Annotated in this window: 12 protein-coding genes and 1 pseudogene; 9 read left to right on the top strand and 4 right to left on the bottom strand. The window is 51.0% G+C overall.

The genetic code is table 11. The features are described 5' to 3' along the window. Positions 1-10 precede the first annotated feature (10 nt). Positions 11-2,995 (bottom strand): Tn3 family transposase, encoded by a 2,985-nt coding sequence (locus ACNQ0T_RS22755; RefSeq protein WP_071701339.1) that lies wholly within the window; start codon positions 2,993-2,995, stop codon positions 11-13. A gap of 159 nt (positions 2,996-3,154) precedes the next feature. Between ACNQ0T_RS22755 and ACNQ0T_RS22760 the strand changes: the two genes are divergently transcribed. The 4 genes from ACNQ0T_RS22760 to ACNQ0T_RS22775 all read left to right on the top strand — a co-directional run bounded on the left by ACNQ0T_RS22760 (position 3,155) and on the right by ACNQ0T_RS22775 (position 5,548). Beyond that, positions 3,155-3,739, top strand: coding sequence for a recombinase family protein (locus ACNQ0T_RS22760; RefSeq protein WP_012695450.1), 585 nt, complete (start codon positions 3,155-3,157; stop codon positions 3,737-3,739). Between the two features lie 185 nt (positions 3,740-3,924). After that, positions 3,925-4,482 (top strand): OsmC family protein, encoded by a 558-nt coding sequence (locus tag ACNQ0T_RS22765; protein ID WP_000108589.1) that lies wholly within the window; start codon positions 3,925-3,927, stop codon positions 4,480-4,482. A gap of 141 nt (positions 4,483-4,623) precedes the next feature. Next, positions 4,624-5,205 carry a TetR/AcrR family transcriptional regulator gene (locus ACNQ0T_RS22770; protein ID WP_020277920.1) on the top strand — a complete coding sequence of 194 codons (582 nt, stop codon included), beginning with the start codon at positions 4,624-4,626 and terminating at the stop codon, positions 5,203-5,205. Between the two features lie 4 nt (positions 5,206-5,209). Continuing rightward, on the top strand, positions 5,210-5,548 hold the full coding sequence (locus ACNQ0T_RS22775; RefSeq protein WP_021242988.1) for a carboxymuconolactone decarboxylase family protein: 339 nt from the start codon (positions 5,210-5,212) through the stop codon (positions 5,546-5,548). A 29-nt stretch (positions 5,549-5,577) separates the two neighbouring features. Here the strand turns inward: ACNQ0T_RS22775 and ACNQ0T_RS22780 are convergent, their stop codons facing one another. Next, the gene (locus ACNQ0T_RS22780; protein WP_021242987.1) at positions 5,578-5,907 is read right to left on the bottom strand and encodes a thioredoxin family protein; all 330 of its coding nucleotides are present in this window, start codon (positions 5,905-5,907) and stop codon (positions 5,578-5,580) included. 213 nt (positions 5,908-6,120) lie between these two features. Between ACNQ0T_RS22780 and ACNQ0T_RS22785 the strand changes: the two genes are divergently transcribed. From ACNQ0T_RS22785 to ACNQ0T_RS22795, 3 genes are all read left to right on the top strand, one after another. Further along, positions 6,121-7,227, top strand: coding sequence for an alkene reductase (locus tag ACNQ0T_RS22785; RefSeq protein ID WP_021242986.1), 1,107 nt, complete (start codon positions 6,121-6,123; stop codon positions 7,225-7,227). A 65-nt stretch (positions 7,228-7,292) separates the two neighbouring features. Next, complete coding sequence (locus tag ACNQ0T_RS22790) at positions 7,293-7,994, top strand: DsbA family oxidoreductase (RefSeq protein ID WP_001194072.1); 702 nt, start codon at positions 7,293-7,295, stop codon at positions 7,992-7,994. A gap of 65 nt (positions 7,995-8,059) precedes the next feature. Continuing rightward, positions 8,060-8,833 carry an SDR family NAD(P)-dependent oxidoreductase gene (locus tag ACNQ0T_RS22795; RefSeq protein WP_004729618.1) on the top strand — a complete coding sequence of 258 codons (774 nt, stop codon included), beginning with the start codon at positions 8,060-8,062 and terminating at the stop codon, positions 8,831-8,833. A gap of 185 nt (positions 8,834-9,018) precedes the next feature. On the opposite strand, the gene ACNQ0T_RS22800 is transcribed toward ACNQ0T_RS22795, so the two are convergent. Both ACNQ0T_RS22800 and ACNQ0T_RS22805 read right to left on the bottom strand, forming a co-directional pair. Next, positions 9,019-10,242, bottom strand: a complete 1,224-nt coding sequence (locus tag ACNQ0T_RS22800; protein WP_023287190.1) for a MalY/PatB family protein — start codon at positions 10,240-10,242, stop codon at positions 9,019-9,021. Between the two features lie 133 nt (positions 10,243-10,375). After that, on the bottom strand, positions 10,376-11,245 hold the full coding sequence (locus ACNQ0T_RS22805; protein ID WP_001567390.1) for a DMT family transporter: 870 nt from the start codon (positions 11,243-11,245) through the stop codon (positions 10,376-10,378). A 240-nt stretch (positions 11,246-11,485) separates the two neighbouring features. Between ACNQ0T_RS22805 and ACNQ0T_RS22810 the strand changes: the two genes are divergently transcribed. Together ACNQ0T_RS22810 and ACNQ0T_RS22815 are read left to right on the top strand one after the other, a co-directional pair. Next, positions 11,486-12,238: an alpha/beta hydrolase family protein gene (locus ACNQ0T_RS22810; protein WP_004729622.1), complete on the top strand. Its 753-nt coding sequence runs from the start codon at positions 11,486-11,488 to the stop codon at positions 12,236-12,238. Between the two features lie 26 nt (positions 12,239-12,264). After that, positions 12,265-12,578 (top strand): annotated as a pseudogene (locus ACNQ0T_RS22815) (Tn3 family transposase); the annotation flags it as partial. Positions 12,579-12,609 lie beyond the last annotated feature (31 nt).

Genomic DNA, 12,609 nt, shown 5'->3' on the forward strand with positions numbered 1-12,609 from the left:
ATATCCTACGTTAAGCCTGTTTTTTGTACAAAGCGGTATCGACTGTACGTAATGAGCGGTATTTTCCGGATCCCAGCTTAAGATTATTACGCCAGACGTAATCTCCACTCAGATTGATATGTTCCCAGCCCAGGGGAGAAAGATGAGAGACCAGTTGCTCATTTATCGGGATACCCTTTCGTTTTAGTGACTCAATAGCTCTTTCTATATATACCGTGTTCCACAACGTGATCGCTGCTGTCAGTAATGTCAGCCCGCTGGCGCGATAACTCTGATTCTCCAGCCCACGATCCCTTATTTCACCCAGACGGTGCAAAAAGACCGCTCGCGCAAGGGCATTACGGGCCTCACCCTTATTCAGCCCCGCCTGCACGCGTCGGCGCAGACCGGGATCACGGAACCAGTCCAGCATAAATAGTGTCCGTTCGATGCGGCCAATCTCTCTCAGCGCTTTGGCAAGTCCATTCTGTTTTGGGTAACTGGCTAACTTTTTCATCATCAGTGATGCGGTGACTGTCCCCTGCTTAATCGAGGTTGCCAGGCGCAATACCTCATCCCAGTGCGACTCAATGTCTTTGATATTCAGGCAGGTTGTTGATATGACAGACTGAAGCCCCGGATAGCGCTCGGCCTTTCCATGAATAAACAGCCGCTTGTCATGAAGATCACGGATCCTTGGCGCAAAAGCGAATCCCAGCAGGTGCATCAGGGCGAAAACATGTTCAGTGAAGCCTGCGGTATCGGTGTAATGCTCGGTAATTTCCAGATCGCTTTCATGGTACAGCAGGCCATCAAGCACGTGGGTTGAGTCGCGCACCCGGCTGATCACTTTGGCGTAGAACGGGCTGTATTGGTCTGAGATATGCGTATAAATCTGCACGCCCGGCTCCTGACCATATTTAAGATTGACCTGACCGGCATAACGTCCGTGACTGCCTACCCGAAAGTTCTGCCCGTCTGACGACGATGTTGTCCCGTCGCCCCAGAATGCGGCCAGAGGCCGCTCTTTCTGTGCGTTGACCAGCTCGGCCAGTGCCGCTGAATAAGTTTCATCCCTGATGTACCATGCCTGAATACCTTCGAGTGACGATCTTGTGGCCCCAGGGCAGGATTCCGCCATTTTTGTCAGCCCAAGGTTGATGCCGTCAGCCAGAATGGTGGTCAGCAACAGTCTTCCGTCTTTTGGTCTGACGTTATTATTTTTGAGGTGCGCGAAGTGACGCGTAAATCCCGTCCAGCTATCAACTTCTTCCAGTATCTCCGTAATTTTCGGATGGGGAAGCATGCCATAGACCAAATCTGCAAAGGGCGAAACACCTGAAGGAACGCTGTTCTCCAGTGGAGTAATTTTTACGCCTTTATCTGAGATATCTACATCGGGCAAATCACCGGCAAGCGCCATCGCGTTAACTTCTTCCAGCCGAGATGCAAGAAGAGTCATACGGGCCTGAAGGTATGCCTGGCTATCGGTCTGAACGGCCAACTGTAACTGGTCATTATGTCGGGATTTCTCAAACTCAGCAGTCGGGATGAGATAATCATCAAAATTTTTGTAGCGGCGCGATCCTTTTACCCAGATATCACCGGAACGTAATGCACCCTTGAGTTCATTCAGTACGCAAAACTCGTAGTACTTGCGGTCGATGCCTGAAGGCGTGAGCACCAGTTTTCGCCAGCTTTCAGGGATAAACCCTGTTGGCGCTGATGGCGGCACTTTACGAAGTTGTTTACGGTACATTTCCGTTATGGTGTCCAGCGCATCGCTGAGCGCCTGCGCCGCAGGTGTCGCCATGAACTGCAATGCTGACAGCATACGCGGGGCATATTTACGCAACGTACTGTATTTTTCGGTGATCAGATGAAGCGCGTCGAAATTGCCCTTACGGGAAAGAAACCGCGTTTCTTCCACGCTGTTGATGAATTCCTGCCAGGGAAGGACATCTTCTATTGCAGTCCAGGGATCTTCCCCGGATTCTCTGGCGTTAAGTAACGCCTGCCCGACGGTAACGTACTGCTTCAGCTTGCTCTGAATAAGCTTTCCCGTTTGCTGGAGCCGTTCGGCCTGCGTGCGTTTTGCCCTGCTGAACAGACTACCCAGGATACGCTCGTGCAGATCAATCACTTCGTCAGTCAGGGTGGCCCTGGCCTCTGTTATTATACAAACCAGCGTAGCGTAACGTCTGACATCGGTGAATTTTGCCAGGTCCCTGCTGCTCATTTTCCGGCCCTCACGCGCCAGTTTAAGCAACCTGTTCTGGTGAACGGAAAGTGCAATACCATCAGGCAACCCCAGCGCAGCGATGGAATTAAGCCGGTCGATATGTTGCAGCACATTTTTACCGTTTATTTTACCCGGAGGCTGTAGCAGCCATGCCAGACGGGAAGGTTGTTCACCCTCTGATATGAGCAGGCTGTCGAGTGCTGATTTATGCTGCTTTTCCAGTTGCGCGGTAAGTGTCGAAAATACCGATCTGTTAGCGAGCGTGACGACTTCGGCAAGCGTCCGTTCGATCACTTCAACAGAAGGGAAAATAACATTATTGTTATGTAGCCAGCTGAGCATTTCTTCCGCCAGCATAAATCCTTTGTCAGTTCGCATGGCATAGGGGTGCAGATGACGGATACAGTCTTTTTGCATTGACCGGCTGAACGGGGATAGTTCCAGGTAGCGATAAAGTTCGGTCAGATGTTCCCAGCGGGTTTGCTCTCTGGATGCATATTCCGGCCATAAATCAGGCTGAAGTTTCAGTCGGGAAGCAACCCTGGATACAACGCCATTGTGAGGAGCACTGCTTTTGTCCGGAATAAATCCAGGTCCACGCAGATAACAGAGTAATACAGCAAAGCCCAGGCGATTCGCTGGCCTTCGGTGCTTATTAATGAGCGCAATATCCGGTTCGTTCAGAAAACACATTCGGGTCAGAATAATTTCATCATCTGGTATAACCAGTAAGCGTTCCTGCTCTTCGCTGCTCAGTATCTGTCGCCGTGGCATAAATGCCTCCCTCGCGTATAGTTTTCATCTGTTATTTGTTCGCTGTGACCGAAACCGGTCGGTTTCGTACACCACTTACAGCACATGTCCGAAACTTAGTGAAATTAATTTCGGACACACGTTATAATTCGGACATCCATTTCGTACGGAAAGTTTCCCATGTCACGTGTTTTTGCCTACTGCAGGGTCTCAACTCTGGAACAGACCACAGAAAACCAGCGTCGTGAAATTGAAGCGGCGGGTTTTGCCATCAGATCCCAACGACTTATTGAGGAGCATATCAGTGGCTCGGTTGCTGCCAGCGAACGCCCCGGATTTATCCGGTTGCTAGATCGCATGGAAAATGGGGATGTACTGATTGTCACCAAACTTGACCGTCTGGGTCGTAATGCGATGGATATCCGAAAAACAGTAGAGCAACTGGCGGCTTTAGATATTCGCGTTCATTGTCTCGCACTCGGAGGCGTTGACTTGACCAGTCCGGCCGGAAAAATGACTATGCAGGTAATTTCTGCTGTAGCGGAGTTTGAGCGGGATTTGCTGCTTGAGCGAACGTATTCAGGTATTGCGAGGGCAAAAGCGGCTGGAAAACGCTTCGGTCGCCCCCCCATCCTGAGCGAGGAACAAAAGCAAACAGTGACAGAGCGCCTAAATGCTGGCATCAGTATCAGTGCTATTGCCCGGGAATTTAATACCACCCGCCAGACTATCCTTCGGGTAAAGGCTGGATTGCTGCAAGAGTGAGCGGCTGGGAAGATTATAAAAAAAATCAAATGGTTATTATGAAATAAAACAGCCTGCTGGGTTCTTTTCCCCCTATTTTTTATAAAAGAGTAGACAAAAGAGGTTCGCGACACTAATCTACCAACTAGATGATTGGTGCTGGTTACACCAGCTATACCTTTTATCAAGAAATTACAGGAGCCATTATGTCTACTACCGTTAAACCTTCTGCAGACGCAGCTGCGATCCACAATACCCGTGAAGCAGTTCGCAGCCAGCCTGGCCTGGGTAACCTGACTTTCCAGATGAAAGCCCGTTCCAGCGGCGGATTAACCGTTCGCACAGAGACCGGCGCCACAATCCAGAACGGCGTTATCGATACCAGCCGTGTGGGGAAATTTTCTAATATCGGTGATGAACCCGCAGGTTTACTCGGCACCGATACCGGCATGAGCCCGACTGAATACATCATGCAGGCGCTGGCTGGCTGTTATACCGCCACCCTTACCATGATGGCTGCTGAAAAAGGGATCGACCTGGACGGTATCGAGCTGGATCTTAATTTCGATATCAACCTCAACGGCTTCCTTGGGCTGGACAGCAACGTGCGTAAAGGTGCGAAATCTATTCGCGTCGATGTTCACCTTACGAGCAAGACCGCCAGTCGCGAGGAGTTAGAAGCGCTGGTCAGCGAAATGCAAAAGAATTCGCCAATCCACGATACTCTGGCTAATCCGGTTGAAATGATTACACGCCTGGCGTGATGTCAGAGATGTAATGCTGCCATTCAGAATGCAGGATGGCAGTGACGTTCAGCTCTGCACGATACTGAGTCAGTGATACAACTTGCTACGGAAAAATAGCAACAATATAATCTATCAACTAGTAGATTATATGGAGTAATTATGACAACCATGACACGGGAACGGCTGCTCAGCGAAGCAGAACACCTGATGCGCGAAAAAGGGTATTCAGTATTCAGCTATGCTGATTTATCAAAAATAGTGGGTATCACCAAGGCCAGTATTCATCACCATTTCCCGACCAAAGATATTCTGGGTGAGCAGGTGGTAATACAGGCGTTCTCTGATACACAACGCGTATTTGAGCAGATAGAGGCGACTGAGAAAAGCGCGGAGAGAAGAATTGCGGCTTACATCGATATCTTCGCGCAAAGCCATAAAGCTTCGCTACTGCCACTGTGTTGTGCGTTGTCAGCAGAGACCGCCAATCTGCCTCAGGCAATTACTGTACAGACATCACTTTATTTCGATATGCAAATCGAGTGGCTCACAAAAGTCGTCAGGGCGGGCATGGAGTCAGGTGAGTTTTCATCCCATGCCGAACCATCAGATATTGCTTTGATGATCATTAATGTCTGTGAAGGCTCAAGCGTAGTGGCGCATGCAACGGCCAGACCCGAAGTCTTCGCCAACAGCCTTAAGTATATAAAACTGCTTCTTAATACCCCTCATTCAGGAGAATGACACTATGCTGGACTGGAACAACTATCGCTCAGAGTTAATGCAACGTTTAGGCGAGTTGGGCAAACTGACCCCCGAGACCATGAAAGGCGTGGTTGCCCTGGGCAACGCAGGTAACAAAACTGACCTTTTGGGCGCAAAAGTGCGTGAACTCATTGCCCTGGCGTGCGCAGTCACAACCCACTGCGACGGCTGTATTGCTTTTCACGCCGACGCCGCTGTGAAAGCCGGTGCAACCGACGCTGAAATTGCTGAAGCGCTGGGCGTGGCGATTAACCTCAACGCTGGCGCGGCGGTCATTTATTCAGCCCGCACTCTGGATGCCGTCGGTCAGGCACGCGGTTAAGCATTAATAAATTCCACGTTAAAAGGGCATTACTGCCCTTTTTTTATGTCCGCAATAGCCTGAGCATATACCGATGCAGGTTTCACACCCGGTATGCGTTTAACTAATTGCCCTTCATGAAATATCAGCACAGACGGCAGCCCCCAGATCTCGTATTTGGTTGTCAGCACCGGCGCCTGATCTACATTGACTTTCCCCACCTGAATATCTCTATCGAGCCGGTCTGCAAACTGACTGAACATTTCTTCGCTGGCCTGACAGGGCGGACACCAGGGTGCAGAGAAACGTACCACCGATATTCCGTTGTACTGCTCTATCTGGCGGAAATTATCTTCGTTATAAGCTGTTAATGTACGCATGGTGATGACCTCGCAAAATGAGTGACAATTCAGAAATGGCTGCGTTATGACAAAAAAATACGACACAGCCATTGACCTACCTACTAGATGGTTGGTATATTGCCACCCATCAGATGTTTATGCAACTCCAGTGCGCGACGTCCAGTCGATGATACTGCCGGGCTGTGCAAATCCCTGCCGGGATACTCCTTTTTGTTTTTTGTGAGGTATACGATGAGTAAGCTTTTCACCCCCTACAATCTGTCTGGCCTGGCGTTAAAAAACCGTGTAGTCATGGCACCGATGACCCGCACCCGCACCATGAATGACGTGCCGGATGAGGTCGTGGCTTTGTACTATGCACAGCGTGCTTCTGCTGGCCTGCTCATCACCGAAGGGATGCCGGTTTCAGAAGAAGGCCGGGGTTACCTTTATACCCCTGGTATCTACAACGACGAACACGTCCAGGGCTGGCGTAAGGTGACACAAGCGGTTCACGCCAAAGGTGGCCGTATTTTCGCGCAGCTCTGGCACGTCGGCCGTATGTCTCACGTCTCTCTTCAGCCAGGCCACATAGCGCCGGTTTCAGCGGGCACCGTTCAGGCGGTCAATACCACCGTTTTTGCGCTGACCGAATCCGGAGAACCGGGCCCGGTTGTACCAAGCCAGCCACGCGCGCTGGAAACGCATGAAGTTAAACGCATCACTGCAGACTTCGTGCACTCCGCACGCCTGGCGATGGAAGCCGGCTTTGACGGCGTGGAAATCATGGCGGCAAACGGATTCATCTTTGACCAGTTCCTCAGTAGCGAACTGAACACCCGCACCGACGAATACGGCGGCTCGGTGGAAAATCGTCAGCGTTTCCTGCTGGAGACCATTGACGCCGTGGCGGAAGCCGTGGGTAACAGCCACGTTGCCGTGCGCCTGTCACCGTTCGGCCGCATTTATGACCTCGCGCCGTATGAAGGTGAAGAGCAAACCTGGTCAGCCATCACCGACGCGCTCGGTCAGCGGGAACTGGCCTACGTACACCTTTACTATCAGCCGGTGTACATCAAAGCGCCACTTCCGGAAGGCTTCCGCCGCCGTTTTCGCAACACGTTTAAAGGCACCATCATCGCTGCCGGCGGTTTTACCCGTGATATCGCAGAGCAGGCTCTGGAAGATGATGAGCTGGATCTGGTGGCATTTGGTGTGCCCTACATCGCTAACCCGGATCTGGTTGAAAGAATGCAAAACGGCTGGCCACTGGCAGAAAGTGACCGCGCCACCTACTACGGCGTCAGTGGTTCCCCGGAAAAAGGCTATACCGATTACCCGGTCTGGCAGGCGCAATAAATCCCATACGGTCGCGGTTCTCTGATAAGTGAGATCCGACCGCCCAACGTCTTTGAGGAATCATTATGCAAACGCTGAAACCCACCCTTACCATCGATATCTGGTCAGATTTGGTCTGCCCGTGGTGCTGGATTGCTAAAAAAAGATTTGAACAGGGTCTGAATCGCTTTGAATTTCGCGACCAGGTGGTGATCCGCCATCACAGCTACCGTCTGGCCGGTGGTACTCCCGCGATGCCTTTTAAGGATGCCATCGTTAAAAAGCTGGGCAGTCAGCATTCAGCGGAGCTGATGATGAATCAGGTGGGCACCGCCGGTAAATCTGAAGGTCTGATCTACAACTTCGACGGCATGATGTTTGGTGATACAGAAGATGCACACACCCTGCTGGTTGCCGCGCGTAAGGCCGGAATTGCGGACGCGGTGGAAGAACGTTTTTATCATGGCAGTATCACCGAAGGTCGCTCTCTCTTTGACCGTCAGCAGCTCGTTGCCATGGCCGTAGAAGCCGGTATGCCGAAAGCTGACGCTGAAGCCGCCCTGGAAAATGACGATTTTCGCGCCACCGTTTCCGACGATGAAGCCCACGCACAGTCTATTGGCCTCAGCGGCGTTCCGGTTTTTGTGATGAACGAAAAATATGCCATCAGCGGGGCTCAGGCAGCAGATAACTTTTTGAATGCCCTGCGTCAGGTCTGGGATGAACAGCAAACCGAATTTTCAGCCACTGCGGGTCAGACCTGCGGAACGGATGGCTGCAGTATTTAATCCGTCAACCGCCGGCAGTTTCACGCTGCCGGCAACGTCTTACCCACCAGTAATGGAGTCAGAAAATGAACACTTTTTTCAAAGGTAAAAAACTGCTCGTCGTCGGCGGTACCAGCGGCATGGGCCTGGCCGTGGCACGCATGGTACTGGAAGCGGGCGGCAGTGTCGTGCTGACCGGGAATAAAAAAGACAAAGCCGAAGCGGTGCAAAAAGAACTGAGCCCTCTGGGACCGGTTGCGGTCATCGCGGCGAACCTGATGACCGAAGAAGGTATGGAAACTATCCGTCAGGAAATTAATGCTCACCATCGCGATATCAGCCTGATGGTGAATGCCGCCGGTATCTTCATGCCCAAAGGATTTACCGAGCACAGCTTTGCCGATTATGACATGTATCTTTCGCTGAACCGAGCCACGTTCTTTATTACACAGGATGTCGTGAAGAACATGCTCGCCGCGAAGCTCGAAGGGTCTATCGTCAACGTCGGTTCGATTGGTGCTCAGGCTGCACTGGGTGACTCGCCGGCCTCGGCCTATTCAATGGCAAAAGCGGGTCTGCATGCCCTGACGCGTAATCTGGCGATTGAGCTGGCCAGCGCGGGTATTCGTGTCAACGCGGTGTCTCCCGGGATTGTTCATACGCCGATATACGAAGGCTTCATGGACAAAGCGGATATCGCAGATGCTATGAAGTCGCTGAACGATTTCCACCCGCTGGGACGCGTCGGAACTGCCGAAGATGTGGCAAACACTATTCTCTTCCTGTTGTCTGACAAAACCTCATGGGTGACGGGCGCTATCTGGGATGTCGATGCGGGCATCATGGCGGTCAGACGATAACCCCGTGACGCTGGCATAAGCCGCCCCTTAAGGGCGGCATTTTTTTGTCGCCAGACATGTCATCAGCAGGCTTCACTAAGAATATTCACGACCTGTTCATCCGTGCCTTTTGTGTTCCCGGCACAGGGTGTTATGCCGGGTTCTGACGACATCCTGACAGGACAAAACGGCCAGAGAGAAAGGGGTTATACACGATGAGGAGCCGGTATCCGCAGTACCTGTGAAATTCTTTTCATCCCTGCTGTCAGCATACTCCGTGGGCAGGCCAGATTTAACCGGATATATCCGTCCCCATTGTCGACAAACAGCAAGCCCCCTTCAAGAAGGACCCCTGACTCCCGGGCAAAATACAGCGATAAATCCTCACCTGCGGTGTCGGGCAGGTAGCGGCTAATATCTATCCAGGCCAGATATGTCCCTTCGGGGATCGAGAACCTGGTTTCGGGTAAATAGCTTTTGAGATAGTCGTGCAGGTACTGGAAATTGCCGTCAATATATTCCCTCAGATGGACAAGCCAGTCATCACATTCACTCCACGCCGCTTTGTTTGCTGCCAGGCTCAGTGGAGAGATGAACTCGTCGTGTCTGAGACGCCACTCGCTTCTGACACCGGGATCCGGAATAATGATATTTGCCAACAAATTCCCGGCCAGATTGAATGTTTTACTCGAGGACATGCAGGTAATAATGCGTGTAGAATCAGGGAAAAGAGAGGCGGCCGGTGTATGACCGATACCGCTTCGGGACAGGTCGCAGTGAATTTCGTCAGATATCACCCAGATGTCATTGGCCAGGCAAATTTCAATAATCCGCTTAAGTTCATCAGGCCGCCAGACTCGTCCGGTCGGGTTATGCGGATTACACAGGAAAAGAATTTTCACACGTAAATCGGCCTGACTGGCTTTGCGTGCAAAGTCTTCCCAGTCAGGTTCCCAGCCGCCTGCTGATTTTTTTAACGCCGAGTACACCACGCGACGCTGACTGTATTCACCCGCCTTTTTAAACGGGCCATATGAAGGCGTCATAATAAGAATACTGTCATCCATGTCGGTCAGAAGCGGGACGAGACGGTTCAGCGCGGGAATAATGCCCGGAGACAGCACAATGTCTTCCGTTTTGAAACGGTGACCATATTGTCGCTCACACCAGCTGCCAAAGATCTCATAGTATTCTTCGTCGTAGATTTTAGTGTAGCCGAGTATTTTTCTATCCAGACGGTCTCTGATGGCCTGAAGAATCGGCTCTGGTGTGGCAAAAGCCATGTCAGCAACCCAGAGGTTGATTAGCCCTTCTGCCGGATACCGCATTGCAAATTCGGACTGTCCCGAAAACAGGTATTCCCGCCAGCCGTCCACGGTGAGACTGTCTGTTTTCTCTCTGCTTACGTACTCATCAAAATCATATTTCATTTCATAAACCTGCCTTAGGTGTAGTCAGAAACGTCGACCTCAGTATTACTGTCAGTCTGATGCCGGAGCGGGAAAACTGGCTCGTGTGATTAACATAAGAGAATCATCACAACTGCATGAATTAATTGCGTTATTAAGGTTCTCTCGCCTTTGTCATCGACTGACGGGGGGATTTCTCGCGTGTCACCATCACAATGCCAGTCAGCACCGCCAGGGCAGAAAATATCGTTCTGACCGTCAGTGATTCATCCAGGAATACCACACCCCCTAGCATTGCCAGACAGGGAACGCTGAGCTGAAGGGTACTGGCGGTGATAGAGCCGAGAGAGGGTAAAAGGGTATACCACAATACATATGCACCGGCTGAGGCGGCGGCACCGGACAGCAATGACAAAGCAATGCCCGCAGCATCATAGTGACCCTGCTTCATAAACAGCAACGAAAGAGCGAGAGCCATCGGCGTGGCGAGTACAAAATTTGCCGCCGTTGAAGCCCCGGCCGCCTGGCCCGCCCTCCCCCTGACGGAATAGGCGGCCCAGGCTAATCCGGCAACGATCATCATAAGTGCACTGTAAAGCGGCGGTGCCTTCGCCCCGGGTAACAGCAGGGCAGCAATTCCTGCCAGAGCAATAACTAAACCGCAAGCCCGCATAACGGAGAGTGATTCCCCTTTAAATAATCCGTGGATCACCATCGCAAACTGTACGGCACCAAAAAGTAACAGCGCACCTGCCCCGGTATCGAGATGGATATAGGCGACAGAGAAGAGCACTGCGTACACCATGAGGTAAAATCCGCTCAGCGGACGCCACAGCGATAATGTAGTTTTTGCGTGATAAAACAAGAAAGGTGACAGGACGAGTGCACCACTGGCCAGCCTGAGGCTGCTGAATGAAAGGGGATCAATGTGGCCTCCCTGCAGGGCCAGACGGCACAGAATAGAGTTTGCAGCAAACGCCAGCATTGCCAGGGATATTTTAAGAATGAGCGCGCAATTGGCCATTCAGTGAGACCTCATAAAATTCTTGTAAACTACCATCTAGTTGGTAGCATAGCGTAAGTGATCACCGAACAGGAAGCAATAATCAGCTTTCAAACTGGAAGGTGAGGACAGGCATTCGGAATGAATTCTGTTTCACATCCCCAGTAGAGGAAGGAAAACGCGTAATGCCAGATGCAGAGCAGAAGATTATTTTTCCCTGCGATCAAACATATGAAATCAGTTTAAGACCTGGAATATCCTATGAAAAAACTAAAATTTACGTTCAAAAATGCGGCTGGTGAAGAACTGGCCGGATTGCTTGAACTTCCTGAAAATCCTAAAGCGTTTGCGCTGTTAGCTCATTGTTTTACGTGTGGCAAAGACCTCAAAGGCGCGGCGCGTATTGCGCGGAAACTGACAGAGAATGCTATCGCCGTTCTCCGGTTTGATTTTACTGGTCTGGGAAACAGCGAAGGGGATTTTTCCAACACCAACTTCTCATCCAATATTTCGGACCTGCTTTGCGCGGTAGATTATCTCCGCCGACAGTACGAAGCGCCTTCTTTGCTCATCGGCCATAGCCTGGGGGGATCGGCCATTCTGTCTATTGCCGGCGAAGTTCCTGAGGCAAAGGCCGTTGTCACCATAGGATCACCCGGAGAACTGACACACGTAAAACGTCTTTTTAAGGATGATGTTGAAAACATTAACCAGCATGGAGCCTATCCCGTTGAGCTGGCCGGGCGGGTATTTACCTTAAAGAAACAGATGCTGGACAATATTCAGGAACACAAAATCGCTCATAAGGTGTTCGCCATGAACAAGCCTCTGCTTATTTTTCATGCGACTGAAGATGATACTGTGTTAATTGAGCAGGCCGAAAAAATATTCAAAGCAGCAAAGCATCCCAAGAGTTTCATTTCGTTGGGTAAGGCGGATCACCTTCTGACTCATGCTCAGGATGCTGAATACGTTGCCGATATCATTATATCGTGGAGCGAATGTTACCTATAAACAGAGTAAATGCGTTCAAACTCGTAGCGCAGAGGGCGATTTTCTGCAGAGATCGGACGCTGTTTATGCTGGACTGATTTTGCGATAAAGGCTTAGGCCGATGCATACAGGCGGGGCTGAATAAGGGTGAGGCCCTTGGGCGAGCATCCTTCATGCACCGGCTGAATGAAATCAGGGATCTGGGGGTGGGAGGATCAGCGTTACCACGCCACCGGCGCTGACACTACATACGGCGGCGATAACACTCTGGAATACGGTTTATATAGAAAGAACCATTGAGCCGCTTAAGCAAAAAGGAGTCCCTGTTAATGAACTGCTGGTCTCTCATCCTTCTCCACTGCTGTACAAAATATAGTCTTAGCGTGGGATAA

The organism is Enterobacter cloacae complex sp.6700776 (assembly GCF_048284255.1).
Lineage (GTDB): Bacteria > Pseudomonadota > Gammaproteobacteria > Enterobacterales > Enterobacteriaceae > Enterobacter > Enterobacter intestinihominis.

What these genes read in the sequence shown, in the direction of transcription:
- ACNQ0T_RS22755 (WP_071701339.1), bottom strand. Translation starts at nt 2,995, where the DNA reads ATGCCACGGCGACAGATACTGAGCAGCGAAGAGCAGGAACGCTTACTG.
- ACNQ0T_RS22760 (WP_012695450.1), top strand. Translation starts at nt 3,155, where the DNA reads ATGTCACGTGTTTTTGCCTACTGCAGGGTCTCAACTCTGGAACAGACC.
- ACNQ0T_RS22765 (WP_000108589.1), top strand. Translation starts at nt 3,925, where the DNA reads ATGTCTACTACCGTTAAACCTTCTGCAGACGCAGCTGCGATCCACAAT.
- ACNQ0T_RS22770 (WP_020277920.1), top strand. Translation starts at nt 4,624, where the DNA reads ATGACAACCATGACACGGGAACGGCTGCTCAGCGAAGCAGAACACCTG.
- ACNQ0T_RS22775 (WP_021242988.1), top strand. Translation starts at nt 5,210, where the DNA reads ATGCTGGACTGGAACAACTATCGCTCAGAGTTAATGCAACGTTTAGGC.
- ACNQ0T_RS22780 (WP_021242987.1), bottom strand. Translation starts at nt 5,907, where the DNA reads ATGCGTACATTAACAGCTTATAACGAAGATAATTTCCGCCAGATAGAG.
- ACNQ0T_RS22785 (WP_021242986.1), top strand. Translation starts at nt 6,121, where the DNA reads ATGAGTAAGCTTTTCACCCCCTACAATCTGTCTGGCCTGGCGTTAAAA.
- ACNQ0T_RS22790 (WP_001194072.1), top strand. Translation starts at nt 7,293, where the DNA reads ATGCAAACGCTGAAACCCACCCTTACCATCGATATCTGGTCAGATTTG.
- ACNQ0T_RS22795 (WP_004729618.1), top strand. Translation starts at nt 8,060, where the DNA reads ATGAACACTTTTTTCAAAGGTAAAAAACTGCTCGTCGTCGGCGGTACC.
- ACNQ0T_RS22800 (WP_023287190.1), bottom strand. Translation starts at nt 10,242, where the DNA reads ATGAAATATGATTTTGATGAGTACGTAAGCAGAGAGAAAACAGACAGT.
- ACNQ0T_RS22805 (WP_001567390.1), bottom strand. Translation starts at nt 11,245, where the DNA reads ATGGCCAATTGCGCGCTCATTCTTAAAATATCCCTGGCAATGCTGGCG.
- ACNQ0T_RS22810 (WP_004729622.1), top strand. Translation starts at nt 11,486, where the DNA reads ATGAAAAAACTAAAATTTACGTTCAAAAATGCGGCTGGTGAAGAACTG.